The organism is Streptomyces sp. IMTB 2501, assembly GCF_001953885.1.
GTDB lineage: Bacteria > Actinomycetota > Actinomycetes > Streptomycetales > Streptomycetaceae > Streptomyces.
In genome coordinates this window covers 75,316-100,611 of sequence record NZ_MQUS01000007.1, presented here as the reverse complement: position 1 = coordinate 100,611, position 25,296 = coordinate 75,316, and the positions used below count along the sequence as shown (strand labels likewise).

Annotated in this window: 22 protein-coding genes, 1 tRNA gene and 3 pseudogenes; 13 read left to right on the top strand and 13 right to left on the bottom strand. The window is 70.8% G+C overall.

Going from position 1 to position 25,296, the window contains the following annotated elements; genetic code table 11:
• Nucleotides 1–8: 8 nt before the first annotated feature.
• The 4 genes and pseudogenes from AV521_RS14340 to AV521_RS52665 all read left to right on the top strand — a co-directional run.
• Nucleotides 9–578 carry a helix-turn-helix domain-containing protein gene (locus tag AV521_RS14340; RefSeq protein WP_076088223.1) on the top strand — a complete coding sequence of 190 codons (570 nt, stop codon included), beginning with the start codon at nucleotides 9–11 and terminating at the stop codon, nucleotides 576–578.
• A complete protein-coding gene (locus tag AV521_RS14335; protein WP_076088221.1) occupies nucleotides 575–1,141 on the top strand; it encodes an N-acetyltransferase in 567 nt (188 codons plus the stop codon). The genes AV521_RS14340 and AV521_RS14335 overlap by 4 nt, the downstream gene beginning before the upstream one ends.
• A 30-nt stretch (nucleotides 1,142–1,171) precedes the next feature.
• Nucleotides 1,172–1,531 carry an MmcQ/YjbR family DNA-binding protein gene (locus AV521_RS14330; RefSeq protein WP_076088219.1) on the top strand — a complete coding sequence of 120 codons (360 nt, stop codon included), beginning with the start codon at nucleotides 1,172–1,174 and terminating at the stop codon, nucleotides 1,529–1,531.
• A gap of 165 nt (nucleotides 1,532–1,696) precedes the next feature.
• A pseudogene (locus AV521_RS52665) lies at nucleotides 1,697–2,293 on the top strand (MFS transporter); the annotation flags it as partial.
• Nucleotides 2,294–2,317: 24 nt separating this feature from the next.
• On the opposite strand, the pseudogene AV521_RS46545 reads toward AV521_RS52665, so the two are convergent.
• Together AV521_RS46545 and AV521_RS50745 are read right to left on the bottom strand one after the other, a co-directional pair.
• Nucleotides 2,318–2,846, bottom strand: a pseudogene (locus AV521_RS46545) (transketolase); the annotation flags it as partial.
• Nucleotides 2,792–3,148 (bottom strand): annotated as a pseudogene (locus tag AV521_RS50745) (transketolase); the annotation flags it as partial. The pseudogenes AV521_RS50745 and AV521_RS46545, both read right to left, overlap by 55 nt.
• Nucleotides 3,149–3,264: 116 nt before the next feature.
• On the opposite strand from AV521_RS50745, the gene AV521_RS14310 reads away from it, so the two are divergent.
• The 4 genes from AV521_RS14310 (at nucleotide 3,265) to AV521_RS14300 (ending at nucleotide 6,309) form a co-directional block, all read left to right on the top strand.
• Nucleotides 3,265–3,338: transfer RNA gene (locus AV521_RS14310), tRNA-Pro, on the top strand.
• A 161-nt stretch (nucleotides 3,339–3,499) separates the two neighbouring features.
• A complete protein-coding gene (locus tag AV521_RS48655; RefSeq protein ID WP_143658608.1) occupies nucleotides 3,500–4,579 on the top strand; it encodes a caspase family protein in 1,080 nt (359 codons plus the stop codon).
• 439 nt (nucleotides 4,580–5,018) lie between these two features.
• The gene (locus AV521_RS48650; protein ID WP_143658607.1) at nucleotides 5,019–5,387 is read left to right on the top strand and encodes a hypothetical protein; all 369 of its coding nucleotides are present in this window, start codon (nucleotides 5,019–5,021) and stop codon (nucleotides 5,385–5,387) included.
• Between the two features lie 148 nt (nucleotides 5,388–5,535).
• Nucleotides 5,536–6,309, top strand: coding sequence for a hypothetical protein (locus AV521_RS14300; RefSeq protein ID WP_143658606.1), 774 nt, complete (start codon nucleotides 5,536–5,538; stop codon nucleotides 6,307–6,309).
• Nucleotides 6,310–6,511: 202 nt separating this feature from the next.
• Here AV521_RS14300 and AV521_RS14295 read toward each other — a convergent pair whose 3' ends face one another.
• Together AV521_RS14295 and AV521_RS14290 are read right to left on the bottom strand one after the other, a co-directional pair.
• Entirely contained in the window at nucleotides 6,512–8,632 is a 2,121-nt protein-coding gene (locus AV521_RS14295) for a CHAT domain-containing protein (RefSeq protein ID WP_076088210.1), read from the bottom strand.
• Between the two features lie 29 nt (nucleotides 8,633–8,661).
• Nucleotides 8,662–9,174, bottom strand: a complete 513-nt coding sequence (locus AV521_RS14290; protein ID WP_076088209.1) for a hypothetical protein — start codon at nucleotides 9,172–9,174, stop codon at nucleotides 8,662–8,664.
• Nucleotides 9,175–9,278: 104 nt separating this feature from the next.
• On the opposite strand from AV521_RS14290, the gene AV521_RS14285 reads away from it, so the two are divergent.
• Complete coding sequence (locus AV521_RS14285; protein ID WP_143658605.1) at nucleotides 9,279–9,656, top strand: CU044_2847 family protein; 378 nt, start codon at nucleotides 9,279–9,281, stop codon at nucleotides 9,654–9,656.
• Nucleotides 9,657–10,091: 435 nt separating this feature from the next.
• Here the strand turns inward: AV521_RS14285 and AV521_RS14280 are convergent, their stop codons facing one another.
• The gene (locus tag AV521_RS14280) at nucleotides 10,092–10,499 is read right to left on the bottom strand and encodes a hypothetical protein (protein WP_076088206.1); all 408 of its coding nucleotides are present in this window, start codon (nucleotides 10,497–10,499) and stop codon (nucleotides 10,092–10,094) included.
• A gap of 139 nt (nucleotides 10,500–10,638) precedes the next feature.
• Between AV521_RS14280 and AV521_RS14275 the strand changes: the two genes are divergently transcribed.
• A complete protein-coding gene (locus AV521_RS14275) occupies nucleotides 10,639–12,732 on the top strand; it encodes a tetratricopeptide repeat protein (RefSeq protein ID WP_079249248.1) in 2,094 nt (697 codons plus the stop codon).
• Here the strand turns inward: AV521_RS14275 and AV521_RS14270 are convergent.
• From AV521_RS14270 to AV521_RS14245, 6 genes are all read right to left on the bottom strand, one after another.
• Nucleotides 12,720–14,378 (bottom strand): translation initiation factor 2, encoded by a 1,659-nt coding sequence (locus AV521_RS14270; RefSeq protein WP_256725548.1) that lies wholly within the window; start codon nucleotides 14,376–14,378, stop codon nucleotides 12,720–12,722. The two genes, AV521_RS14275 and AV521_RS14270, sit on opposite strands and share 13 nt — an antisense overlap.
• A gap of 141 nt (nucleotides 14,379–14,519) precedes the next feature.
• Nucleotides 14,520–15,317 carry a hypothetical protein gene (locus AV521_RS14265; RefSeq protein ID WP_076088628.1) on the bottom strand — a complete coding sequence of 266 codons (798 nt, stop codon included), beginning with the start codon at nucleotides 15,315–15,317 and terminating at the stop codon, nucleotides 14,520–14,522.
• Nucleotides 15,318–15,500: 183 nt separating this feature from the next.
• Entirely contained in the window at nucleotides 15,501–16,028 is a 528-nt protein-coding gene (locus AV521_RS14260) for an NUDIX hydrolase family protein (protein ID WP_076088202.1), read from the bottom strand.
• A gap of 16 nt (nucleotides 16,029–16,044) precedes the next feature.
• Nucleotides 16,045–17,220: an amidohydrolase family protein gene (locus AV521_RS14255; protein WP_076088200.1), complete on the bottom strand. Its 1,176-nt coding sequence runs from the start codon at nucleotides 17,218–17,220 to the stop codon at nucleotides 16,045–16,047.
• Between the two features lie 2 nt (nucleotides 17,221–17,222).
• Nucleotides 17,223–18,626, bottom strand: coding sequence for a glutamine synthetase family protein (locus tag AV521_RS14250; protein ID WP_076088198.1), 1,404 nt, complete (start codon nucleotides 18,624–18,626; stop codon nucleotides 17,223–17,225).
• Between the two features lie 50 nt (nucleotides 18,627–18,676).
• The gene (locus AV521_RS14245; RefSeq protein WP_076088196.1) at nucleotides 18,677–19,489 is read right to left on the bottom strand and encodes an SAM-dependent methyltransferase; all 813 of its coding nucleotides are present in this window, start codon (nucleotides 19,487–19,489) and stop codon (nucleotides 18,677–18,679) included.
• A gap of 162 nt (nucleotides 19,490–19,651) precedes the next feature.
• On the opposite strand from AV521_RS14245, the gene AV521_RS14240 reads away from it, so the two are divergent.
• A complete protein-coding gene (locus tag AV521_RS14240; protein WP_076088194.1) occupies nucleotides 19,652–20,506 on the top strand; it encodes a Cof-type HAD-IIB family hydrolase in 855 nt (284 codons plus the stop codon).
• A gap of 83 nt (nucleotides 20,507–20,589) precedes the next feature.
• Here the strand turns inward: AV521_RS14240 and AV521_RS14235 are convergent, their stop codons facing one another.
• Together AV521_RS14235 and AV521_RS14230 are read right to left on the bottom strand one after the other, a co-directional pair.
• Complete coding sequence (locus AV521_RS14235; RefSeq protein ID WP_076088626.1) at nucleotides 20,590–21,387, bottom strand: SAM-dependent methyltransferase; 798 nt, start codon at nucleotides 21,385–21,387, stop codon at nucleotides 20,590–20,592.
• 140 nt (nucleotides 21,388–21,527) lie between these two features.
• On the bottom strand, nucleotides 21,528–22,337 hold the full coding sequence (locus tag AV521_RS14230) for an alpha/beta hydrolase (RefSeq protein WP_076088192.1): 810 nt from the start codon (nucleotides 22,335–22,337) through the stop codon (nucleotides 21,528–21,530).
• Between the two features lie 161 nt (nucleotides 22,338–22,498).
• On the opposite strand from AV521_RS14230, the gene AV521_RS14225 reads away from it, so the two are divergent.
• Complete coding sequence (locus tag AV521_RS14225; protein ID WP_076088190.1) at nucleotides 22,499–23,686, top strand: thiolase family protein; 1,188 nt, start codon at nucleotides 22,499–22,501, stop codon at nucleotides 23,684–23,686.
• A 67-nt stretch (nucleotides 23,687–23,753) separates the two neighbouring features.
• Nucleotides 23,754–25,265, top strand: a complete 1,512-nt coding sequence (locus AV521_RS14220) for a long-chain fatty acid--CoA ligase (protein ID WP_076088188.1) — start codon at nucleotides 23,754–23,756, stop codon at nucleotides 25,263–25,265.
• Nucleotides 25,266–25,296 lie beyond the last annotated feature (31 nt).

Here is a 25,296-nt window from a genome sequence, read left to right as displayed (position 1 = left end):
TCCCGGATATGAGACGTCCGGAGGATTCGCTCGACACCCGCATCGGCGCCCGGCTGGCCGAACTGCGCACTCAACACGGCTTGTCGCTGGGGGAGTTGGCCGAGCGCAGCGGGGTCAGCCGGTCGACCCTGTCGCGCGCCGAACGCGCGGAGATCAGTCCCACCGCCACCCTGCTGAACCGGCTCTGCCATGTCTTCGGCCGCACCATGTCCCAGCTGCTCAGCGAGGTCGAGGCAGCACCCGCGCCGCTGGTCCGCGCCGCCGACCAGCAGATCTGGCAGGACCACGGCTCCGGATTCGTCCGGCGGTCCGTGTCCCCGCCGCACACCGGACTCCGCGGCGAACTGGTCGAGGGCCGCCTCGCGCCGGGTGCCGACATCGCCTACGACCGCCCGCCCGTGACCGGCCTGGAACAGCACCTGTGGGTCCTCGACGGAGCCCTGGAGGTGACCGACGGGGAACAGGTCCATCACCTGGACACCGGCGACTGTCTGCGGATGCGGGTCTTCGGCCCGACCCGGTTCCGCTGCGCCGGCCCCGTCGAGACGCGGTATGTGCTGGCGGTGGTGCGGCCGTGAGGGCGGAGCGCTGGAACGCAGCTCAAGTACGGGAGCGGGCCGGGCAGTTGGCGGAGCTGCTGACGGACACCGTCGCCGGCGGGGCCTCGGTCGGCTTCCTCGCCCCGCTCGCCCACGAGGAGGCTGCCGCCTGGTGGCGGGAGCGGGCGGCGGCGACGGCGGCGGGCCGGCTAGCCGTCTGGGCGGCCCTCGACGGCACCGGGCGGCCGGCCGGCACCGTGAGCCTGGCCTACCCCGACAAACCGAACAGCCGCCACCGCGCGGAACTGGTGAAGCTGATGGTGCACCGCTGTGCGCGCGGGCAGGGACTCGGCCGCCTCCTCCTCGCCACCGCCGAGGAAGCGGCAGCCGCCGCCGGCATCACCCTGCTCCACCTCGACACCGAGACCGGCAGCCGCGCCGAGCACCTCTACCGCTCGGCCGGCTGGACGGAGGCCGGCACCATCCCCGACTACGCGGCGAGTCCCGCGGGCGAGCTGCGGCCGACGACGCTGTACTTCAAGCGCCTCGACTCCGAGCGCCACGATCTCAAGCGGCCTGAGTTCCGGCGGCTCGGAGGGTGACTGTCAGTGGCAGGAGCTACGGTGCGTTGCATGCCGGATGCTGAAGACGTACGTCGTATCGCCCTGTCCCTGCCGGACACCACGGAGAAGATCGCCTGGAGCATGCCCACGTTCCGGGTGGCCGGGAAGATGTTCGCGACCCTGCCCGAGGACGAGACGTCCATCGCCGTGCGCTGCCCCAAGGAGGAACGCGACGAACTGGTGATGGCCGAGCCGGGGAAGTTCTGGATCGCCGATCACGAGGCCCAGTTCGCGTGGGTGAGAGCGAGACTCGCCGCGCTGGAGGACGAGGACGAGCTGCGCGACATCCTCGCCGACTCCTGGCGGCAGGCCGCCCCGCCCCGACTCCTCGACGCCCACCCCGAGTTGGGGCTGCTGCCCGGGGAATGAAATTCCCCCGTGCGGGCGAGCCGGGCGTGGCATGATCCCGCGCGGCACAGACGGGGCGGGGCGCGGACGGGCCGGGAGACCGTGCGGCGGAGGCGGGCCGGGACACCGCGCCGGCGCTGATGGGGCGGGGCACCGTGAGGGGCGGCGGGGAGGGGAGTATCCGCGATGACGGGGACGGACGCACGGCGCGACATCACCACACGTGGGGTGCGCGGGGCCGAGGCCGGCGGGCGAGCCGTCTGGTCACGGGACTTCGCGCTGTTCTTCGTGGCCCGGGCCGTCGCCCGCCTCGGCGACACCATGCTGCCCGTGGCCCTCGCCGCCGGTCTGCTGGAACACGGGTACGGCGCGGGCGCGGTCGGCCTAGCCATGGCCTCGACGGCCGCGGCGTTCGCCGGGCTCGTCGTCCTCGGCGGGGTCATCGCCGACCGGTTCAGCATCCGCAGGCTGATGATCGGCGCCGACCTGGTCCGGCTCGTCACCCAGTCCCTTGCCGCGGGCCTGTTCTTCACCGGCCATGTGGTGCTCTGGCAGATCTGCGCCATCGGTTTCGTCAACGGGGTGGCGGGAGCGGTCTTCCAGCCGGGCGTGGCCAGTACGGTGCCCCGGCTGGCCGCCGACATCCAGGGCGCGAACGGCGCGATCCGCATAGCCGAGTCCGCCGCCCAGCTCGCCGGCCCGGCCGTCGCCGGCCTCCTGGTCGGCTTCGCCTCGCCCGGCGCGGTGTTCGCCACGCACGCCGCCACCTACGCGACGAGCGCCCTGTGTCTGCTAGTCCCCGGTCATGCCGAAGCGGCGCAGCTCCCGGCGCGCCACGCCCAGGCCCGGCACCCGGTGCGATACGTCGGCCAGGGCGTCGCTCACCGCGGTCGTCGAGGTGCCCGCGAGGTACGGCTCGTCCAGTACCGCATCGGTGCCCGCCGCATCCGCGGCCCGGCGCAGGCCCGCCGCGTCGAGGGGCCGTTCGGTCGTCGAGTACAGCACGCTCACGTCCAGGCCCTCCGGGGCGGCGAACACCGAGGCCAGGCCAAGGAGGCGGCCGCGCTGACCAGCACCGCTCCGGCGTCCTGGTGCCCGAGATCCAGCCTGACCTGCTCGAACGGCCGCTCCACGAGAAAGCCGGCAAACGTGTGTACGACGGGCCGCAGCCCGCTGGCCGCCTTGACGAGCAGCTGCTCCCGGATGCCGACGTTGACGACCCGCACGGGATGCCGGGCCTGGCCTCGCGGAAGGCGTCCTCGCCGATCTCGGCCACGTGCGGCGCCTGGGATGCGGTGCGGTGAACGGGGCGTACAGGGCCTTGCGATCGCGCCAGTCGACGGTCACCGACGAGCACCCCGCGCTTCGTGGTTGCTGCCCTCGTCCGACTCGGCGTCCCCGATCAGCACCCAGCCCGCCGGGGCGTGCAGCCTCTGCGCGCGCAGGCCAGGCGCGCTGCCCGCCGCCATGGGCAACCCGTCCCAGCGACTCGCTGCCGATCTCGGCCCCCGGCAGCAGGAACAGTTCCCGGGCCGGACCCGCCCGCCGCCCCCGAGTGACCCGCAGCAGCAGGTCGTAGAGCACCCACAACACGTCCAGGCTGGAGGTGGCCACCGGTCCGTGCTTCTCGTCGCCGATCGTGCAACCTCAACCAGGCTCGAAGCCGACCGGGAAAGCGATGCGCGACCACCGAGCGGAGTGCGGTATTGTTTCCTTGCGCGTTTCGACCGGGGAAACCCCAGGTCAAACGGCACCGGGACGTGGCGCAGCTTGGTAGCGCACTTGACTGGGGGTCAAGGGGTCGCAGGTTCAAATCCTGTCGTCCCGACGGAAGCAACGCTTCGTAGTCGCAGGTCAAAGGGCCCTGCCTCACATTAGTGAGGTGGGGCCCTTGATCATGTTCTGGGCTCTCGTGTCACATTTGGTCACAAGCCCTGGCGGTGATCGGCCATCACCGTAAGACATCAGCCAAAGTGTCCGATTGCGAAGGTGGTCTGCTCCGCCCAGAGGGCAGGATGCCGCTTTGTCAGGTTCATCGCGACCGCGCTGACGGATGCGACGGAGGAAGAGGTCCGTCGGCTGGTGGACGCATTGGAGCAGGCGGACGAGACCTCTTCCCCCGTCATGAGCGCAGTGCCCGACCCAGCTCTCTCGCGGGCCGTTCTTGCAGGCGTCAGCTGCTACTCGAAGCTTGAGTCTCTACCGGCCGTGGCGAACAATCTCAAGGATCTTGCGGCTGTCCTGATGAGTCCGCTCTCGTGGGAGTTGCTCTCCGAGTACTGCACAGTCGTGGCCGAATTCCTCATGGACTCTCGTGCCCAACGGCATGTGATCATCCTTGACTGCTGCATGAGCGGACGAGCCCTCGGAATGATGAGCGGGCAGGATCTCCTGGCCGACCAAGCGGAGGTTGACGGGAGCTATCTGCTGGCAGCCTCGCCGGAGACTGGCCTGGCCCTGGCCCCACCGGGCGAAACCCACACAGCCTTCACTGGAGAACTCCTGCGTCTCGTCCGTGAAGGCATCCCTGGTCCGGCCCGTGAGTTGGACCTGGATGTCATTTATCAGCGCCTCAGACGCGAACTAGCCGAGCGTGGAGGACCCGTTCCGCAAAGACGCGCGCGCAGCACCGCGGGGCGGATCATCTTTGCGGACAACATTGCCTTCGATCCTGCCGCTGCCGCCCGGGCACAGCGGGCCACCGAGGCACTATGGCCCGAGCCGGCTGACTGCCATACACCCCGAGCCTTCATCGGAGCACTGGCCGTCGTCAGGGCAGTGAGCGGTCACACGATCCAGGAAGTGAGTCAGCGAGCCACGCCGCCCGTGTCACCCGGAACCATCAGTGCGCTGCTCAACCGGACAACCATGCCCAGGTCATGGAAGGCGACGGGTATCTACCTGGAGGCCTGTGGTCTTCCTCGAGAGGAAGCCGACGCATGGCAAGCAGCCTGGCAACGGCTGCTTCTGTCCGAACAAGCTCGCCCCACTCCCAGCCAAGCACCCGTGCCGTCCGCGCGCCGAAGCCGGCGGACGAGATTGATCAGGAAGAAGCCAGGCAGCCGGTGAGATGACCTGAATCAGCGGCTCGGAGAAGGCGAGACCGTCGACGAATGTCGAGGCGTCGTCCCCTGGGCATTCGAACCCTGAGAGAAGAGTCCCAGCCAAGCACCCACTATGAGAAGTCCGACCACGATGATGCCTGTGGCTGGCTTCTTCGCCGACTTCCCCTTGCCCGTGGACCGGTTCACCCAGTGACCAGCACGGTAGTACTGACCAGGACGCCCTGCCACCCCGTACACCCCCGAGACCGACTGTGCGACGGACTGCCCACCACAGCCACAGAGTGTCGCAGTTCAGAGCGTGGTGCGGTACGAGATGGGCCAAGACTGGCAGGTCAACAGGCGTCCTTGCCTGTCCTGCGCTTTGCTGAGACCAGCACATCGTGCATCACTCGCGTGAAGTAGCGGAAGAAGCATGCTCCCCGCCTGGGTGTTGGACTGGTTGCATGGCAACAACGACGCCGGCCGAGGGCATCTGGGACCGCATAACGCGCTACACATTGGTTGCGGTCTATGCGGCAATAATGTTCCTACTCGGGTTTTTAGCGGTAGACACCCGTGTGAACGGACCTGATCTTAGCGGTGGGGTAACCCCACTTGGGGGCGTATTGCTCGGGCTGGTGCTCAACCCAAAACACGTCCCCCTCGTACCGTTCATCGCACTTGCGGTCGGCCCGATCGGAATCGGCAGTGTGGCTGCATGGAAGCTCTTTACGGTCCATCCCCACCATCCCTCAGCGGGACTCGTTGTCGCAACCTGCGTTGCCATCTTCGCCGGGCTCTTCGTCGACACCAGCAAGATCACACAACCCTAGCCGGTGAACTGCATCCGTGCTGGGAGGGAAGAGTTCACCCATTCAGGTCAAGCCCCATGGGCCGCCAGTAGCGTGAAGTGGGCGTCGGGCATATGACAGAGGAAATGCCTATCGCCTACATGGGTAGGCAGGACGCAGAAGGAGAACCATGGCACCTCGTAACAGCCAGCCCATGATGGGCAAGCTCGGCAAGGCGCCCGCCAGGGTGGACAGACGCACGCTCAACTTCGCACAGTACCTCCATCCCACGCTGCCGCCGGCTCCTACGGCGAAAAACTGGACCGACAAGGTCACTGACTGGCAGATGCTGGGAAATGACAAATACGGTGACTGTGTGGAGGCCGCTGCGCTCCACATGGAGCAGAGCTGGTCAGCCTACGAAGGGCCACAAGAATTTGAGCCCACCGACAAAGAAGCCCTGGACGCCTACACCGCTCTCACAGGATTTCAGGTGGGCGACCCCTCAACGGACCGGGGCACCAACATGCTCGACGCGCTGAACTTTTGGCGCACGGCGGGCATCGGAGGAAACACAGTCTTCGCCTTCGCTGCCTGCGAGCCGGGGAACCTCGAACACGTACGAGCCACCGTCGATCTTTTCGGTGCTGCGTACATCGGGCTGCAATTGCCCTACAGCGCCCAAGGACAGACCGTTTGGATGGTCCCTCCGGGAGGGCCGGTGGGACCGGGGCAGCCCAACAGTTGGGGTGGCCACTGCGTGCCCGTCATCGGGTACACCCCGACGCAGCTGATCTGCGTCACCTGGGGGAAGCTCCAGCCCATGACCTGGCAGTTCTTCCAGACCTACTGCGACGAGGCCTACGCAGTCCTCAGCGGTCAGTGGGCCGACACCAACCGCGCTGACCCTGACGGCTTCACTCTCTCGCAGCTGAGAGAGGACCTCGCGGCAATCCCCGGCTGATGGCCTGAACCGGTGGCCTGCGCCGCGCTGAGAGCCAGGTCGGCCCCAGGCTCAGGACAAAGTCCGAACACGGTCGACCTGGCGTAGGGCCCCAGAGGTGCCTCAGCCTTCAGCTGGCCCCTCTGACTCAGTGCGCTTTCCGGGTTCGAGATTGGCGCTGGAGATCACAGCGATCGCGGCACCGACTGTTGTGGTCTGGTCATCATCGACAACGATCTTGACGCGCTTGCCAGTAGCGGGGGAGGAGGACACTGCGCACCGCCTTGTCCTCGCCCGCGCTGGCGAGGAAACGGCCATCCGGATAGAACACCACGGCGTTCACCGAGCGGGGGTACTTGAGGGCGAGCAGTGACCGCCCCGTGTCGGCCCGCCACACACAGACGGCGCCGTCCTCGCTGCCCGTCGCGATCGTATCGCCGTCGGGACTGAACGCTACCGCCCGCACACCGGCGTCGTGTTCCATCTGGAAGAGCGGATTCCAGGTCTCCGTCTCCGTGATCTGAGCGATGCGGTCTTGGCTGCAGGTGGCGATCTTCCGCCCGTCCGGAGAAAAGTCGACGCCGAGGACAGAATCGTGGTGCGCGATCCGCGCCTGCTGCCGGCCGGTTTCCGTGTCCCAGACGTACGCGTTCTTGTCCTCGGACGCGGTGAGCAGCAGACGCCCGTCCGGGCTGAACCGCACGGCCTTGACCGCACGGGCATGACGCAGGGTCAGGACGCGGCTCCCGGTACTGAGATCCCACACGCAGGCCGTGGCGTCCGCGCTGCCGGTGGCCAAGTACCGCCCACTGCCGTCGAAATCGACCGCGTTGACGAAATGGCGGTGGACCAGTTTGGTGACCCCGTAGCCGGTCGCCAGCTCCCAGATGCGCACAAGGTTGTCCGTGCTACCGGTTGCCAGCCGGCCACCATCGGGGCTGAAGGCTATCGCGTTCACTATCGTGTTCTCCCCGCCGGGCCGGTGCTCCCACCGCGGTCGGCCGGTGACGACGTCCCAGACCCGCATCAGCCTGTGGGAGCCGGTGGCGAGCAGCCGCCCCTGCGGATGGACGGCCAGACTGACCACCCCGTGGCCGGCGTCGATCTCAGCCAGTGGCGTGATACCGGGCGGGGGCCTCCTCGGAGGAGGCGGAGGCGTGCGATGAGTTAGTGGCGGGGGCTGGGGGAACGACGGCTCGGCATGCTTGGTGAGCCGCGCCTCTTTCTCAAGCTCGTTGATCTCGTGGACCACGGTTTGCGGGGGAGTGGGCCGTCGCGGTGAGGTGAGGTCGAAGAGCCGGGCGTCGCCGCTGCGCTGATACAGGACCGGCGTGAAGCACTCGAGGCTGTCGTCCTTGTCGGCCCGCAGCGCGATACGGCCCGTGCGCACCGCCTCGTCGACCGGCCGGTTGGCCGTGAGGGCCTGGTAGAAGGCCCGGGAGAAGAGCACGGCCGCCTTGTCCGTCACCGCGAACTGCATGGCCACCACGGCCGGCACCGTGTACTCCAGCATCGCCGCCGTGCTGGAGAACAGATCCCGCGCGTGGGAGGTTCCCGTCTCGCAGCTGTTGAGCACGACGAGACGCGGTGCGGGGTCGGCGATGCTGACGAGCGAGCCGAGCGCCTCGGCATGCAGCGGATCCTCCCGGCCCTGTTCATCGGCGAAGACGATCATTCCCTGGCACCGTTGATCGTCGAACTTTCCGTGACCGATGAAGTGGAGGATGTGGCAGCCTTGGAGCAGCGCGTCGAAGAGATGCTGCTTGGTCTGCCCGTGCACCCAGTCGAGCCGCACCATCCCCTCGTCCATGAGCGGCTTGAGCGCGGTGCTCAGACTGTCCCGCTCGGTCTCCGCGTCCAGCGTGCCCAGCGAGCCGGGCAGGGCCACCATGCCGAGGATGCGCAGCGGCGGCTCCACGCGCAGCGGCGAGACCGGCTCCAGCATCTCCACGTAGCGGATGATCGGGTGGAGCAGACACAGGTAGCCGCCGAGCTTCGCGTCGTACAGCAGCTCCCAGGGCAGGGCCGCCAGTTCCGGGGAGCGGATCCGGAGGATCATGCGCAGTCGCTGCCCGCGTTCCTGCGCCTTCTGCCTGCTGGACAGGTAGAGCGCCTTGATCGCGCTCTGGAACACGGCTTCGCACAACGCGCCGCCGACCTGCCGGGCGGGCGCCTCCAGCCCCGTCCCCACGCTTCGTGAGCGAGCGGCGGACCCCAGAACGGCCGCCTCCAGCGAGGGCAGCCGGTCCAGCAGTTCCTGTGCGTCGATGGCGGTGACGGCGGTGTCTTCACCGCAGGGCGACGACACCTCGACGCAGTAGCCGCCGCCGGACGCCTCGCTCATTTCGAGCACGAAATCAAACTCCGCCGTCATCAAGACCCCGCTGGTTTTTGCGAAGGCGTCGCGGGGGTGACGTCGGAGTAGCGCTGGATCGGATCCCGGGCCCAGACGATCATGTTGAATCGCCGGTCCGTAGAGCTGGCCGCCGCAAGGCTGCCGTCCATCAAGCAGGCCTGATCGCCGACAGTGACGGATGGGTCACCGGGGTAATTCGGGGCGCTACTGCTGCCCTTGCTGTCGCACTCCACTTCCACCGCTCCCTTTGGGGACTCGGTGGCTTGCTTGCAATTCAGTGCCGAACTGATGTCGTTCGGAATGTGTTTCTGGAGATCGGCCCGCGAGGGTCCGTGCTGCGCCTTCTCGGTCACCAGCCCCCACATTCCGCCCGCCACCAGCACCGCGCCCGGAACGGCGAGCACGACGCGCGGAGTCCGGTGCGTCTCCGGAACGGTCGGCAGACGCCGGGAGGTACCGCTGTCGCTCCTGGCGGCCGCCAGGAGCAGGATGCCGAGGACAATGGCAACGATCTCGACGGCGAGTGGCATCGCTCAGCTCCTTCGTGGGTGAAGCCGCATCCGCGGCCGAAGCCCACCGACCCTGCCCTCGCCTCTGGCGCACACATCGGGAATTTAGCGAACCATCAACTACCTTGCAGTACCCGGAATTTCGTGTTATTGCATATCTTATGACCGTTATGGAGTTTCCGCTAGACGACGGCAGCGCCGTGCTCGTCAGGATCTCCGACGGGCAGGCGCTGGGTCAGCTGCGCACCCGGGGTGCGTCGACGTCCGCGGTGATCGAGAAGGCCGAGGGCACGTTCGACTCCGTCATGCAGGCCGTACGAGTGGTGACGCGTGGCGTGGCCGCGCAAGTGGAGGACCTGGTGCAGCGGCCGGACGTCCTCGTCGTGCAGTTCGGTGTCGAGCTGACCGCCCAAGCAGGGGCGATCATTACGGCGGCCGGCGCCTCGGCTCAGTTGACCGTCAGCCTGACCTGGAACAAACAAGCCGTGACTGACAGTCACTGAGGAATAACCGTCACTTACCCGCCGGTGGGCAGTTCCAAGGGTCACGCTGACGATCGAACGTCAATGATGATCCCCCAGCCCCACAGGCGGCCGTGTAGATCCACTAAGCGGGCGCTCCGCGCCCTATTGATCAGATCATCGACTGCGGGCAACGCCCGCTTCTGGGGCCCTCTGGTGACGTGCGGGAAGCCCTCCCTGTCACACGGGCCGTGTCGCCGACGTGTCACACACCAAATCACGCACCTCGGAGCGCGGCGCCCTGACCTGGACGTTTTCGGGACTGTGCGGACTGGATGGACGAGAAGGACTGGGCGTCAGTCTCTGGGGGTCAAGGGGTCGCAGGTTCAAATCCTGTCGTCCCGACTTGCGTGGACGCAGGTCAGGGGTCGTGTCAGAAGAGTCTGATACGACCCCTTCGTATGTTCGGCCCAGATCTCACTTCTGGCCGAAATGGAACGTCATGTGGGAGAAGTCCCGGCCCTGAATCACCGGACCGTTCTGCGTCCCGTTGACGGTGTTGTTCACGTTGCCGCCCGTGGTGGCCTCCGCTGCGCCCCGCCACCACTGCTCCAGCAGCGTCCCGAACTCGGCGTCGAGGGCCGCGCGCACGCCGAGCGCGGTGGCCAGAGCCTGGGCGTGGGCGGTGTTGCCCGGGTCGTCCCTTAGCGCGGCCAGCTCCAGCTCACCCGTGCTGATCCCGCTGGTCTCGCCGGACTCCTCGCCCGCCGCCCGCCGGAAGGGGCGGCGCACCAGCGCGGCCAGTCCCTGCCAGGCGTTACGCCCGGCTTCGCCGCCGAGGCTGCCGGCCAGCGAGGTGAGCGCCGCCGCGGTGATCGGGTCCATCGAGGTACTCCCTGCTCGGTGTGTGCTGCACACGATACGGCGCCAAGTGCCGCGCCCGTCTGTCCTGAAGCAATTTGTCGGCTTCTTGTCGCCGCCTGGCGCACCGTCAGGAAGGCGGCGAAAACCGTAGGGTTGGCGCATGGCCGAGGAGACGCGCAACACGATGGACGGGCAGGCGGACGCGGTGGTCCAGGCCAGACACATCGGTGAGCTGCACCAGCACTGGCACGGTACGGCGCGCGAGGCGCGCCCCGTCCCCTTCCAACTGCCGCCCGCGCTCGTGACGTTCGAGAACCGCGTGAAGGAACAGGAGCGCATCACCGGGGCCGTCGAGGGACATACCGGCCAAGCCGGGCCGCTGGTCGTGGCGTTGACCGGAGTCGGCGGGGTGGGCAAGACCGCGCTGGGCTTCCACATGGCTCGCCGGCTCACCGACCGCTACCCGGACGGCGTGCTCTACGTCGACCTGGACGATCTGCGCCGCGACGGCGCGGTGGAGGTGGCGGACGCGCTGGGTGAGCTGCTGAGCGGTCTGGACGTCTCCGCCGAGTGGTGGCAGCGGTCGTTCGCGGGCCGCTCGAAGCAGTACTGGAACCGCACCCGGGACAAGCGGCTCATCGTGGTCGTCGACAACGCCCGGTACGGCAGCGAGGTCGTACCGCTGCTGCCGTCCTCGCCGCACAGCCTCGTGATCGTCACGAGCCACGGTGTGCTGTACGACCTCGACGTCACCTCGGCGGTCGAGGTGGCCGTCGATCCGCTGTCGGTGGACGACGCGGTGCGGCTGCTCGGGAAGATCGTCGACGATCCGCGGTTCCGGGCCGAGCCGGAGACCGTGGCGGAACTCGCCCAGGGCTGCGGCGGACTTCCCGCCGCGCTCCAGGTGGCCGGCCACTGGGTCCGCCGCTACCGCAGGCGAGGCCTGTCCCGACTGGTCGCCGATCTGACCACGGAGCTGCACGAGAAGGGCATCCCCATGGTGGAGGCGGTGTGGGACGCCGCGTACGGTGGGCTCGGAGCGCAGGCCGCGCGCATGTACTGCCTGCTGCCCCAGCATCCGGCTCCCGTCGTCACGGCACCGGCCGCCGCCGTGCTGCTCGGCGACGGGCCGCAGCGGGCGGCGGACGCGCTGGAGGAACTGGAGTCGGCGGGACTGCTGGAGGAACGCCCCGAGGGATACCGGATGCATGCCCTCCTGCGCGGCCACGCAGAGCGCCGGGCGCGGGAGGCCGACCCGGAGGGGACACAGCGCGCCGCGGCACGGCACCGGCTGATCGGCTGGTACCGACGGCAGGCGGCCCGCGCGGACCTGCTGGCCGCCGGGCCCCGGATGACCTTCGCCGACCTGCCCGGCGGTAACGGTCCGGCAGCCGACGACGTCGCGTTCGCCGGCAAGACGGAGGCGCGCGGCTGGCTCCGGTCCGAGCGGCTGGCGCTCTACGGCGCTGTCCGCCTGGCCCACGAGGACGGCCTCCACTCGGACGCCTGGGCGCTGTGCGAGCCGCTGTGGACGCACTTCCTCGACCACCCCCACTACGCGGACATCACCGACGCCTTCCGCACCGGTGTGGCGGCGGCCGACCGTATGGAACACCTGCCGGCGATGATCCGCATGCGCTGCCAGCTGGCCAGGCCGCTCTGGGAACAGGAGAGGTACGACGAGGCCGGCGAGCTGCTAGGGCAGGCGCTGCACGCAGCCGCATCCCTGGGGGACTCCGACGACGAACGCAAGCTGAAGGCGTCGACGGTGGAGTTCCGGGGGCTGCTGAAGTCGGCGCGGGGCGACCTGGCGGGCGCGGCGGCCGACTTCGAGACGTCACGCGCCGCCCATGCGGAGATCCCCAATCCTTACGGCGTGCTGCTCCAGACCTACCTGCTCGGCCGTACCGTGCTGAGCATGGGCGACGCCGAGCGCGCCGTACAACTGCTGACCGAGGCGCACATGGCGGCCAGGGAGCAGCAGCGGGAACGCCTGACCGCGCGCACGGGCTTCGCACTGGGCCGCGCCCTGCGCCGTACCGGCCGGACGGCGCGGGCGGAGGAATTGGTCCGCGCGGCCCTGCACAGTGCCCGCGAGCGCGGCTCCGGCACCGACGAGGCACGGATCCTGGAGGAACTGGCGCTGCTCGCCGAAGAACGGGGCGACGCCGCAGAGGCCGAGCGGCACCGCACGGCGGCACGGCAGCTGGCCCATGCGGCCGGTGCGCTGCCGGACGGCCCTCACAGCTCGTAGTCGAGGTCGGCCGGTGCCGCGTCCTCCAGCCGCACCCGGACCGCCATCGGGCCGACGTCGCACAGCAGGGACACGGGCGTCACCGGCTGTTCGACGGCGCCCAGCCAGGCATGGACGGCCGAGACGGCGGCGGCTGGATCGGCACGCAGGACTTTCCCGCCGGAACGGACCGGTTCGACGCGGACCGTGAACGTCCCGGCGGTGCGGTGCCGGACGAGGCAGCGCTCCGCCCCGAGGATCGCGGCGGCGGTACGGCAGCCAGGGGTGTCGGCCAGGATCCGGGCGGTCCAGCCCCCGGCGGTCCACGTGCTGCTGGGCGGCATGACGGCGCCGCCGCCCGAGGCTCGGCGCCACAGCACGGCGGCACTCTGCGTCCGACGCGGCCCGGCCTCGGGATGCTCGGCCGCCAGGTGGTGTACGGCCGAGGTGGTGCCCGGGGCGAGTCGCTCGACGCGGATCCGGTGCCCCGACACCTCGGCCCGCACGGCGAAGGCGGCGGGCCGGCGAGGCGTGCTCGTGGGGCGCAGAAGCGGGGACGCGGCGACCGGGACGGCGCGCGGCGCGAGGCCGAGCAGCCGGTACAAGGCGTCGCGCAACCTGCCCAGCGACTCGCCCTGCCGGGCGAACGCGGCGCCGGCGAGCTCGGCCGTGTCCACGGACGCGGCGGCCGCCAGGGCGCGCTCCAGCTCGGGGGGCGCGGACAGCGCGGGCACCCGGTCCAGCAGCCGGGCCATCGCGCTGTCCGGGATCAGTTCCGCCCCTCCGTCGTAGGCACCGATGACGGGGCGGCCCAGGGCGGCGGCGTACAGGGCGGTGGATCCGTGGTCGGTGACGACGGCGTCCGCCGCGACCAGCACGGCGGCCCACTCCTCGTACGGGCCGGCCAGGACCAGACCGGCGGACAGGGCGGGCGCCAGTTGCCGGGACAGATCGTGGGAGCCGACCCGGCTGAACTCGTTCGGGTGGAGGACCAGAGCGAACTGATAGGTGTCGTAAGGGAGTTGACCAACCAGATCGGCGGGCAGCCCCGGCCGGCGGGCGAGGAGGGACTCCGGCCCCCAGGTTGCGGTCAGGACGACCAGCCGGCGCCCGCCGGTGCCGAGGGCCAGCCGGTACTGCTCCCGATGGCCGGTGGAGGCGAGAAGCCGGTCCAGAGTGGGGTCCCCCACCACGGCCGCCCGGGCGGCGGCCGCGGGGCAGTGCCGGGACAGACCGGCGAGTTGGGAGCCGTGGGCGAGGGCGTGCAGATCGGCCCAGGGCTCGCCGTCCGCGAGCAGATAGTGGGGATCGAGCCCGGAGGGCAGATACGGCGAACCCTCGCCGGGGATCGTCTTGTTGAAGCCCGCACCGTGCGGCAGCAGGACCCGGCGGCCGGACAGGACCCGCAACGGACCCTTGGGACTCGCGCCGAGGATCAGGTCGTGCTTGCCGTCACAGGCTTCGTCCCAGGTGACCGTGCGGGCCCCGGAACGCTCCAGGGCCGCCAGGGCGTCCACGTCGAAGTCCGAGCCGGGCACCAGGGTGAAGCGGACGCCGATCCGCTCGTCCCCCTCGAAGACGGGCAGCACATCGAGAATCCGGTGCAGCGCACCGGCCGACCGCACGGCCACGAGCACCGCTCGCTGCTCGCTGCTCGCTGCTCGCAAACCGGTCATTGTATCAAGAGTGCCGTCTCTGCTGTCGGTTCCGCCCTTCCGGAAGGATCCTACCGGGGGACGGAAACGGCCCCGCGGCCCGATACGACGACGTGGCCGTCACCGGCACGTGGCCGTCACCGGCCGCCGGAGTCAGACGGCGGGCTCGGTGTCCCGCCGCGACAGCGCGAGGAACGCCACGAATCCGACGATCGCCACGGTCCAGGACAGGGTCACCGGGCCCAGACCCCACGCCAGGCCGCCGCGCTTGGCCGGCAGGGCCATCCAGTCGGCGAGGGACGCGCCGAGGGGGCGTGTGATGACGTACGCCGTCCAGAACGCGGTCACCGCGCCCAGCAGGCCCATGCGGTGGGTGAGGGCGGGTACGCAGATCGCGACGGCGAAAAGGACGACCGAGCCCAGGTAGCCGAGGCCGATGGTCGCGGTGAGGTCGCCCGCGGCGGTGCCGAGGGCGAACGTGGCGAGGACGGCCGCCCAGTAGAAGAGCTCGCGGCGGCGGGTGCGGATGGAGTGGATGGACAGGGTGCGCTCACTCGCGTACCAGAGGGCGAAGACAGCCGCGAGGGCGATGAGGAACAGCGGGGTGGACAGGGTGTACGGGACATCGAGGCCCACGTGCAGGACGTCGGCGGCCATCGTGCCGAACACGCTGACCATGACGATCGCCGTCCAGTAGATCCAGGCCACGTACCGGCGGACGGCGAACTGGAGCACCAGCGACGCGACGAAGGCGAGACCGCCGAGGCCGACCGCGGGGATGTTGCCCAGCGTGTGGGCCAGGAAGTCGGAGGCGGTCTCGCCCATGCCGGTGGTGAGGACCTTGATGATCCAGAAGTAGACGGTCACCTCCGGCACCTTGTTCGCGCTCTCGCGTATGCGCGCGCGAGCGCTCGCGCGGGGCCGGTCGTCCAGGACGTGCTCTGTGCTCATGATCCGCACCCTCGCACGCGCAACTGCCCTTTCCCCAGCCCTCTTTGCCGTTGTTTTGGGGCTTCTGGTGCAGCTGTTGCCACGGCGCGCCGTGAGCCTGAACGCAACCTGAACGCCCCGGTGGAAACCCTGGCCGGTGGCCTGACCGGGCTGATAGACAGATCGGTCAGGCCACTGTCGGCGTCAGAACCCGAGACCCACGTGCGCCAGCGCCTGCTTCAGCAGTACCCCGTGGCCGCCCGGCATCTCGCTCTCGACGGCCGGGGAGGCCGCCTCCTGCGGGCTGAACCAGACGAGGTCGAGTGCGTCCTGGCGGGGGCGGCAGTCGCCGGTGACCGGGACGACGTAGGCGAGGGAGACCGCGTGCTGGCGCGGGTCGTGGTACGGCGTGACGCCCGCCGTCGGGAAGTACTCCGCGACGGTGAAGGGCTGCAGCGAGGCGGGGATGCGGGGGAGCGCCACCGGGCCCAGGTCCTTCTCCAGGTGGCGCAGCAGGGCGTCACGGACCCGTTCGTGGTGCAGGACGCGGCCGGAGACCAGGGTCCGGCTGACCGTCCCGTCCGGGCCGATCCGCAGCAGCAGTCCGATGCTGGTGACTTCGCCGCTGTCGTCCACGCGCACGGGGACGGCCTCGACGTACAGGATCGGCATCCGGGCCCTGGCCATTTCCAGCTCGTCCGTGGACAGCCAGCCGGGCGTCGTCTCGGTCATGTCAGACATTGCTTGATCATACTTTCCGGGTGGGGCGCCCGCCGGGATCGCGGGCCGGGGCGGATACGAGGGGTCCGTACAGGCGTCGGGCGTTGTCGCGGCCGGTCCAGGCCGCGATCCGCAGGGCGTCGGGCAGGCTCAACTCATCGGCGTCGACGCGGTCTTGGAGCAGATCGGCGAGCCCCTGCCGGAAGCACAGAGCACCGAGGTGATGGAATTCGGCCACCCCGTAGGCGTCGGAGCTGTACAGCATCTTGCGGAACGGGGTGATCTCCAGTGCCTCCTCCAGCACGGCCCGGCAGCGGGCCGGGCCCGTGTGGTGCAGGGCGAGGCCCACGTCCAGGTACACCTGCTCGAACACCGCGGCCAGCTGCGCGGCCTGGCGCTGGTACGGCCAGCAGTGCAGCAGCAGGACCGGGACCGAGCCGCAGGTCAGCCGCAGCCAGTCGGTCAGCAGTGCCGGGTCGGCGAGGTGCAGCCGCAGGTCGGCGTCCCCGAAACCGGTGTGCAGCTGCAGGGGCAGGCCGAGGTCCACGGCGGTCCACAGCAGGTGCCGTGTCAGGACCGGGTCGGCCAGGCGGCCGCCGGCCGCGAGCCAGTGCCGGGCGGCCGCGGTCACCTCTGTGTCCGCCGGGCGTGTCGGGTCCAGGGCGAAGCCGGTGCGATAGGCGGCCACCGACTTCACCGCCACCACACCCGGGCGGCGTACGGCCCCTTCGGCGGCCGTCCGGAACGCCGCAGCGTACGCGTCCGGCTCGACGCCCCGCGCGGCCACCGCCTCCGCCACCTGCTCCAGGCGTACGACCTCACAGGCCACAGCCCCGGAAGCCGCCGCCAGTTCGGCGGGGGAGGTGAGCGGGTGGGTGGTGTAGCCGGTGTCGACGAAGAACGCCTCGGCCCCGGCGGCGGTCAGGAAGCGGCGGTTGACGTCCTGCCAACCCAGTTCCGCCCTGCGCGCCAGGTACTCGTCCGGCGGCGCGTGCCGGGGGAGGTCCAGCAGGGGTGCGCAGTGGCGGCGTACGGCCACGCCGACCGGGCTGTCGAAGGGCGACACGCCGGGCCAGGCCTCGCCCTCGGTGAGCAGCGAGGCGAACTCGTCGGGCGCGAGGTCGGCCGTCACCGCGCCGTGGCAGTGGTGGTCCACCAACTGCAGCCCGGCGAGGGCCTCGTGGACCGGTCCCGGCGTGGCCATGGTCAGTACACCCAGCGGTAGGCCGCCGCCACCCGCGTGTCGTCCAGCCCCTCGACGGCCGCCGCCTCGCCGAGCCGTACGGCGGTCACCGCGTCCGCGAGGACCGGGCCCAGCGCGGCCCGCAGCACCTCGTCCGCCCGGAACTCCTCGACGGCCTCCGGCAGCGACCGCGGCAGCCGCCGTACGCCGCGGGCTTCCGCCTCGTCCTCGCCGTACCGGGCGGGGTCGCCGGTGATCTCCTCCGGGAGGGTGCGGGAGGAGGCGAGGCCGTCGAGGCCGGCGGCGATGACACAGCCGAGGGCGAGATACGGGTTGGCGGCCAGGTCGACCGGCTTCACCTCCAGGTTGGCGTCCTGCGCCTGGCGGCCCGCCGGGCCGGTGACCAGCCGCAGCCCGGCCTCGCGGGTCTCCCGGCCCCAGCCGGTGAACACCCCGGCCCACTGGGAGGGTTTGAGCCGCAGATAGCTGGCGGGGCTCGGCGCGGTCACCGCCGTCAGCGCGGGCAGCCGGGCCAGGATCCCGGCCGCGAAGGACTCCGCCTCGGGCGTCATGCCGTACCGGCGCTCACCGCCCGCGTGCAGATTCGTATCGCCACGCCAGCAGGACAGGTGCAGATGGCCGCCGTTGCCGACGCCCTCGGCGAACACCGCGGGCGCGAACGACACCCGCAGGCCGTGCCGCTGCGCGACCGCCCGGATCGTCTGCCGGACCAGCACGCTGCGGTCGGCCGCCGCCACCGGGTCCAGCGCGCCCACCGAGACCTCGAACTGCCCGGCCGCGTACTCCGGATGGAGCTGGTCGACGGGCACATTCTGCGCGGCGAACGCGGCCAGCAGATCGGCGGCGTAGTCGCTCAGCTCGACCTGCCGGGTCGCGCCGTACGCCGGTCCGGACACCGCCGGTACGAACTCCCCGGCCGGCGCCGAGCCGAGCCCGACCGCCCACTCGACCTCGATCGCCGCCTTGAAGGCGAGGCCGTGGCGTTCCGCCGCCTCGGTGACTGTCCGGCGCAGAAAGGTTCTGGCACAGCCGGGGTGCCGGGCGCCCTCCTGGGTGATCCTGTCCACCGGCGCCCACGCCCAGCCGGGCTGCCCGGCCAGCGCCACCAGCTGGTCCAGATCCGGATAGAGCCGCAGGTCACCGTCGGGGGAGCCGAGGACGTCGGTGGTGACGATCGAGTCGTCGGCCAGGAAGGTGTCGAACACCGGGGACATGCCGACGCCCCAGGACACGGCCGCCTCCAGCCGGGCCGTCGGGATCGTCTTCACCCGGCAGACACCCGCGGTGTCCACATAGGCCAGCACGATCCCGCGCACGTCCCGAGCGGCCAGGTCGGCGGTGAGCCCGGCGACCCGGCGCAGATCCTCCGGACGCCCGCCGGGCACGGGGTCGGCAAGGGTGGCCATACGTCCTCCTCGGCTTGACTCCTCCTCGGCGGGTGCGCGGTGTCGGCGCCTCAGGGTTTCACGGCCACCGCGCCGTACTGCGGCACCGCGGCGGTGGACGCCGAGCCGGCGCGCCACCGCGAGCACGGCACCAGACCCGGCTCGACCAGCTCCAGACCCTCGACGAAGCCGGCGATCTCCGTGCGGCTGCGGGCGGTGATCGGCGGGGTGGCGTTGGCGTTCCAGAACTCCATCGCGGCCACGTTGCCCTCGCCGCCCACGTCGGCGTCGTAGGTCGGGTGCGTGAGGACGAGGTGGCTGCCCGAGGGCAGCGCCGCCATGAGCCGCCGCACGATGTCCCGGGCCTCGGCGGTGTCCAGGACGAAGTTCAGGATGCCCAGCATCATCAGCGCCACCGGCCGGGTCAGGTCCAGCGTCTCGGCGGCGCTCTGCAGGATGCCGTCCGGGTCGTGCACATCGGCGTCGACGTAGTCCGTGACACCCTCCGGGGAGCTCGTGAGCAGCGAACGGGCGTGCACCAGCACGATCGGGTCGTTGTCCACGTACACGATCCGGGACTCGGGGGCGATCCGCTGCGCGATCTCGTGGGTGTTCTCCACGGTCGGCAGGCCGGTGCCGATGTCCAGGAACTGCCGTATCCCGCGCTCGGCGGCCAGGAACCGCACCGCCCGGGCCAGGAACTCCCGGTCCGCGCGGGCCACCGCCCGGATCACCGGGAACATCCCCGCGACGTGCTCACCGACCCGCTGGTCGACCTCGTAGTTGTCCTTGCCGCCGATCCAGTAGTTCCACACCCGGGCGTTGTGCGCCACGGAGGTGTTCAGCTTCGCCGGTCCGGCCGCCGGGGAGTCGCCCTCGGTCACGTCGCCACCCTTCTCCGGTTGCGGTCCTCCGCCGTCATTGTGCCGCCCGTTGATCGCGCTGTCCCGGGAAACGCGCACCGTGGGCGGTTCGGGGCGGCTCCGGGACGTTCCGGCGCGTGAGGAACACTGGACCGGTACGCCGCCCCCGACCGGAAGCAGGACATGCCCGCCACGCCCACGCCCCTCCTGGCCCTCCCCGGCCTGCCCACCGGCCCCGCCGACATCCGGCTGATCGTCACCGACATGGACGGCACGCTGCTGGACGACACCAAGCGGATCCCGAACGGGCTGTGGCCGATGCTCGCCGAACTGCGCCGGCGCGGGGTGCTGTTCAGCCCGGCGAGCGGCCGCCAGTACGCCACGCTGGCCCGGCAGTTCGCGGACGTGGCCGAGGGCATGGTGTTCATCGCGGAGAACGGCACGTACGTGGTCCGCGACGGCGTGGAGCTGAGCTCCGACATCCTCGAACCGTCCGTGGCCGGCGGGATAGCCCGTACGGTACGACGGCTGGTCGCGGACGGCGTGGACGTCGGCGCGGTGGTGTGCGGCAAGCGGTCGGCGTACGTCGAGCGGACCGACGAGGCGTTCCTGGCGGAGGTGCGCAAGTACTACGTCGAGCACCGGGTCGTCGAGGACGTCACCGCCGTCGACGATGACGTGATCAAGGTCGCGCTGTTCGACTTCGGGCCCGCCGAGCAGTCCACCGCCCCGGCCCTCGCACCCTTCGCCGGCACCCACCAGGTCGTCGTCTCCGGCGAGCACTGGGTGGACGTCATGAACCGCACCGCCAACAAGGGCACCGCCCTGCGCGGCCTGCAGCGGGCGCTCGGCATCACCCCGGCGCAGACCATGGTCTTCGGCGACTACCTCAACGACCTGGAGATGCTCGACGCCGCCGAGTGGTCCTTCGCCATGGCCAACGCGCATCCCGAGGTCGTCAGCCGCGCCCGCCACCTCGCCCCGTCCAACAACGAGAACGGCGTGCTGCGGACCATTTCCCGCGTTCTCGGTCTGTGACTCGGCGGTGGGGGATCCAGCGGGGGAGGGATGGCGGCCGGCGTACGTCAGGGCTTGCGGCGAGGCGCTACGCCCGGCCCGGCTCAGGCCTTGCGGCCCACCGCGCCGTACAGCGAGACGGGGCCCCTGCCGTCCGGAGCCTCGGCGGGCCGCCAGTCGGCGACCGGTACGACGCCCGGCTCCAGCAGGTCGAGTCCCGTGAAGAAGGCGGCCACCTCGTCCCGGGAACGGGCGACCAGGGTCACGCCGCCCGCCGCGTACGCGGCGATGCCCTTCTCGACGTTCTCCGGCTCGAAGTCGGCCGTCATCGTCGACAGCACGAGGCAGCTGCCCGGTGCCAGCGCGTCGAGCAGCGTCGACACCACCGAGTGGGCGCCGTCCTCGTCGGCGACGAAGTGCAGCAGCGCGATCAGCGACAGGGCCACCGGACGGCCGAGGTCCAGGACATGGGCGGCCTGTTCGAGGATGGCGCGCGGATCGCGGGCGTCGGCCTGGACGTACTCCGTCGCGCCCTCCGGGGTGCCGCGCAGCAGCGCGCTCGCGTGGGCCAGCACGATCGGGTCGTTGTCGACGTACACCACCCGGGCGTCCGGGGCCACCGACTGCGCGATCTGGTGCAGGTTCGGCTCGGTCGGTATGCCGGTGCCGATGTCGAGGAACTGGCGGACGCCGTCCTCGGCCAGGGTGCGGGTGGCCCGCCGCATGAACGCCCGGTTGGTGCGCGCGGCCCGGGCGGCGCCCTCGTCGATCGCCATGATCCGGCGGCCCAGCTCCTCGTCGACCGGGTAGTTGTCCTTGCCGCCGAGGAACCAGTCGTACACCCGGGCCGGATGCGGCCGGGTGGTGTCGATGGGCGCTGCGGCCGGCTCGGTCCCCGTCACGTGCTGCTCCTCCGCTCGGCTGGTCCCGGCGTCGTCCGCCGGGTCGTGCGGGCAGCAGTCTGACACGATCATGCCGCGGGGCGCAGGCGCGTGCTCCACACCTCAACACGGCCGCCGGGAACGCCGGTTGGCGATGCCGGTCAGCGGGGCAGCGTACGGTCCAGGAAGCGGACCACCTCCGCGAAGACCTCCTTCTTGTCCGTCTCGTGGAACACCTCGTGCCGCGCCCCGGCGAAGATCCGCTCGGTCAGCCGGCCGCCGCCCAGCCGTTCCACGCCGATCCGGCTGCCGGGCAGCGGCACCAGCCGGTCGTCGTCCCCGTGCAGCCACAGCAACGGCAGCGATCCGACGTCACCGCCTTGGGCGACGGTCTCCAGGGTCCGTGCGAACGCCTCCACCGTCGGCCGCTTCATCGGTCCGTGCCACACCAGCGGATCGGCGGCGTAGGCGGCGCCGACGGCCGGGTCCCGGGAGAGCGCGGCCGGGCTGACCGGCGTGTCCGGGATCTCCGGAAGGGCCAGCAGCCGCCCCGGCAGCTCCCAGGCGCCGATCACCGGCCCGGACAGGATCAGCGCGCTCAGCTCGTCGCCGTACCGCTGGGCGTAGCGGGCCGAGATCAGTCCGCCCATGGAGTGGCCGAGCAGGACCAGGGGCAGGCCGGGGTGGGCGGACCGGGCCAGCTCCGCCACGCCGTGCACGTCGGTGACCACGTCCTCGAAGTCCTCGATCACCGCCCGCTCCCCGGCCGACCGGCCGTGCCCGACGTGGTCCGGCCCGTACACGGTCGCCCCGTGCCCGGTGAGGACGGCGGCCAGCTCGCCGTAGCGGCCCGCGTGCTCGCCGTAGCCGTGCACCACCAGCGCCAGGTATCTCGGTGCCGGATGTGGCCACTCGCGTACGGCGATCGGGCCGTGGGTGCCGTCGAGGGTGTGCTCGCGGACGTGGGGCATGTCTCCTCCGGCTGACTCGGCGTGGCTCCGGGGGGATCTTCCCAGGGGGCAGGTCCGGGGTCTATAGTCCAAAACTAGCAGTGCTAATTAAGTGTCCAGTGTCCCGTGTGGTCCGCTGATCGACAACGTCGTGGATCAGTCGTAGGTCAGGAGTCGAAGCCGTGCGTCCCGTCCACTTCGCGGCCGCCCGCCGCACCCCCATCGGCAAGCTGCGCGGAGCCCTGTCCTCCGTCCGTCCCGACGACCTGGCCGCCGGCGTGATCCGCCGGCTGGTGGCCGAGGTGCCCGGCCTCGACCCGGCCCGGATCGACGACGTCTACTGGGGCGCGGCCAACCAGGCCGGCGAGGACAACCGCAACGTCGCCCGCATGGCCGCCCTGCTCGCCGGTCTGCCCGACTCCGTGCCCGGTGCCACCGTCAACCGGCTGTGCGCCTCCGGCCTCGAAGCGGTCACCACCGCCGCCCGCACCATCGCCGCCGGTGAGGCCGACATCGTGATCGCGGGCGGCTCCGAGTCCATGAGTCGCGCCCCCTTCGTGCTGCCCCGCCCCGACGAGGCCCTGCCGCAGCGCATCGAGACCCACGACACCCGCCTCGGCTGGCGCCTGGTCAACCCGGCGATGAAGGAGCTGCACGGCCTGCTGTCCATGGGCGAGACCGCCGAGGAGGTCGCGGAGCGGTACGGCATCTCCCGGGAGCGACAGGACGAGTTCGCCCTGCGCAGCCACCGGCTGGCCGCCGCCGCGCGCAAGAACGGGCACTTCGACGACGAACTCCTGCCCGTGGAGCGCCCGGACGGCATCACGGTCGAGCAGGACGAGTGCGTCCGCGAGGACACCTCGCTGGAGAAGCTGTCACGGCTGAAGCCGGTCTTCCGGCAGGGCGGTACGGTCACGGCGGGCAACGCCTCGCCGATGAACGACGGCGCGGCCGGACTGCTGCTGGTCAGCGAGGAGGCCCTGAACGAGCTGGGCCTGGAGTCCCTGGGCCGCTATGTCGCGGGCGCCTCCGCCGGGGTCCACCCCGACGTGATGGGCATCGGACCGGTCCCCGCCACCCGCAAGGCGCTGGCCCGGGCCGGCTGGGACGTCGCCGATCTGCAGGAGGCCGAGTTCAACGAGGCCTTCGCCGCACAGGCACTCGCCTGCGTCGACGCACTCGGCATCGACCCCGGCCTGGTGAACCCGACCGGCGGCGCCATCGCCCTCGGCCATCCCCTCGGCTGCTCGGGCGCCCGCATCCTGACGACCCTGCTGCACCGGATGCGGCGCACGGGTGCGGAGCGGGGGCTGGCGACCATGTGCGTGGGGGTGGGGCAGGGCAGCGCGGTACTGGTGGAGAGGCACTGACGCAACACCGACGGGGGCTTCCCGCAAGGGAGTTCGACACACGAGCCGCAGCAAGGAGTACTGGTCCATGGCAACCCTGTCCGTAGCCGCCATCCTCGCCGAGAACGCCCGGCGCCGCCCCGACAAGACCGCGCTGGTCGAGGGCGAGCTGCGGCTGACCTTCGGCGAGGTCTGGCGGCGGGCCCTGGCCCGGGCGGGCGCGCTCACCGGCCTCGGCGTACGGCCGGGCGACCGGGTCGCCCTCATGGCCCCCAACACCGCCGAGTTCCCCGTCGCGTACTTCGCCGTCGCCGCGGCCGGCGGAGTCGTCGTCCCCGTGCATCTGCTGCTGTCGGCCGGCGAGGTCGAGCATGTGCTTGAGGACAGCGGGGCGACACTGCTGCTCGTGCACCCCGCCCAGGCCGAGACCGGGCGGGCGGCCGCCGAGGCCCTCGGGATCCAAGTGGTCACCCTGGGCGAGGAGTTCGACAAGCTCGCGGCGGGCGCCGAGCCGTTGCCGTCGTACGTCACCCGTACCGCCGACGACCCGGCGGTGATCTTCTACACGAGCGGCACCACCGGCGTCCCGAAGGGCGCCGTCCTCAGCCACTTCAACATCGTGATGAACGCGACGGTCAACGCCTTCGACGCCAACGACATCCGCGCCGACGACATCGCTCTCGGCGCGCTGCCGCTCTTCCACGCCTTCGGTCAGACGGTGTCGCTCAACTCCACCTGGCGGGCGGGCGCCACGCTCGTGCTGCTGCCCCGCTTCGACGCGGCCCGCGCCATCGAGCTGATGGTCAAGGAGGGTGTGAACACCTTCCACGGCGTGCCGACCATGTACGTCGCCCTCGCGGCCGCGGCCCCGCAGGCCGCCACGCTGCCCGACCTGCGCGTGTGCGTCTCGGGCGGGGCCTCGCTTCCGGTGGCCGTACTGGAGCGGTTCGAGGAGGCGTTCGGCGCGAAGGTCTACGAGGGCTACGGGCTGTCGGAGACCTCGCCGACCGCCACCGTCAACCAGCCGTTGTTCGGCACGAAGGCAGGCACCATCGGCCACCCGCTGTGGGGTGTCGACGTGGAGATCGCCCGCGCCGAGGTCGAGGACCGCATCCAGCTGCTGCCGCCCGGCGAGCTGGGCGAGGTCGTCATCCGCGGCCACAACGTCTTCTCCGGCTACCTCGGCCGCCCCGAGGCCACGGCCGAGGCACTCGTCGACGGCTGGTTCCGCACCGGCGACCTCGGCACCAAGGACGACGACGGGTTCCTCAGGATCGTCGACCGCAAGAAGGACGTCATCATCCGCGGCGGCTACAACGTGTACCCGAGGGAGGTCGAGGAGGTCCTGATGCGTCACCCCTCGATCGCCCAGGTCGCGGTCATCGGCCTGCCCGACGAACTGCACGGCGAGGAGGTCTGCGCCGTCGTCGTACCGGCATCCGGCGCCGCCCCCGACGCCGCCGCGATCACCGAGTGGTCCAAGGAACACCTGGGCCGGCACAAGTACCCGCGGCGCGTGGAGTTCGCGGACGCGCTGCCGCTGGGGCCGAGTATGAAGGTGCTGAAGCGGGAACTCCGGGCGAAGTACGTGGAAAAGTGAGCGGATCCGTCGTAGCGGGCGGCAGGGGTCA

Coding starts and splice junctions, on each gene's coding strand:
- AV521_RS14340 (WP_076088223.1), top strand. CDS start 9: ATGAGACGTCCGGAGGATTCGCTCGACACCCGCATCGGCGCCCGGCTG.
- AV521_RS14330 (WP_076088219.1), top strand. CDS start 1,172: ATGCCGGATGCTGAAGACGTACGTCGTATCGCCCTGTCCCTGCCGGAC.
- AV521_RS48650 (WP_143658607.1), top strand. CDS start 5,019: ATGGCAACAACGACGCCGGCCGAGGGCATCTGGGACCGCATAACGCGC.
- AV521_RS14300 (WP_143658606.1), top strand. CDS start 5,536: ATGGCACCTCGTAACAGCCAGCCCATGATGGGCAAGCTCGGCAAGGCG.
- AV521_RS14295 (WP_076088210.1), bottom strand. CDS start 8,632: ATGAGCGAGGCGTCCGGCGGCGGCTACTGCGTCGAGGTGTCGTCGCCC.
- AV521_RS14290 (WP_076088209.1), bottom strand. CDS start 9,174: ATGCCACTCGCCGTCGAGATCGTTGCCATTGTCCTCGGCATCCTGCTC.
- AV521_RS14280 (WP_076088206.1), bottom strand. CDS start 10,499: ATGGACCCGATCACCGCGGCGGCGCTCACCTCGCTGGCCGGCAGCCTC.
- AV521_RS14275 (WP_079249248.1), top strand. CDS start 10,639: ATGGCCGAGGAGACGCGCAACACGATGGACGGGCAGGCGGACGCGGTG.
- AV521_RS14265 (WP_076088628.1), bottom strand. CDS start 15,317: ATGAGCACAGAGCACGTCCTGGACGACCGGCCCCGCGCGAGCGCTCGC.
- AV521_RS14260 (WP_076088202.1), bottom strand. CDS start 16,028: ATGACCGAGACGACGCCCGGCTGGCTGTCCACGGACGAGCTGGAAATG.
- AV521_RS14255 (WP_076088200.1), bottom strand. CDS start 17,220: ATGGCCACGCCGGGACCGGTCCACGAGGCCCTCGCCGGGCTGCAGTTG.
- AV521_RS14250 (WP_076088198.1), bottom strand. CDS start 18,626: ATGGCCACCCTTGCCGACCCCGTGCCCGGCGGGCGTCCGGAGGATCTG.
- AV521_RS14240 (WP_076088194.1), top strand. CDS start 19,652: ATGCCCGCCACGCCCACGCCCCTCCTGGCCCTCCCCGGCCTGCCCACC.
- AV521_RS14230 (WP_076088192.1), bottom strand. CDS start 22,337: ATGCCCCACGTCCGCGAGCACACCCTCGACGGCACCCACGGCCCGATC.
- AV521_RS14220 (WP_076088188.1), top strand. CDS start 23,754: ATGGCAACCCTGTCCGTAGCCGCCATCCTCGCCGAGAACGCCCGGCGC.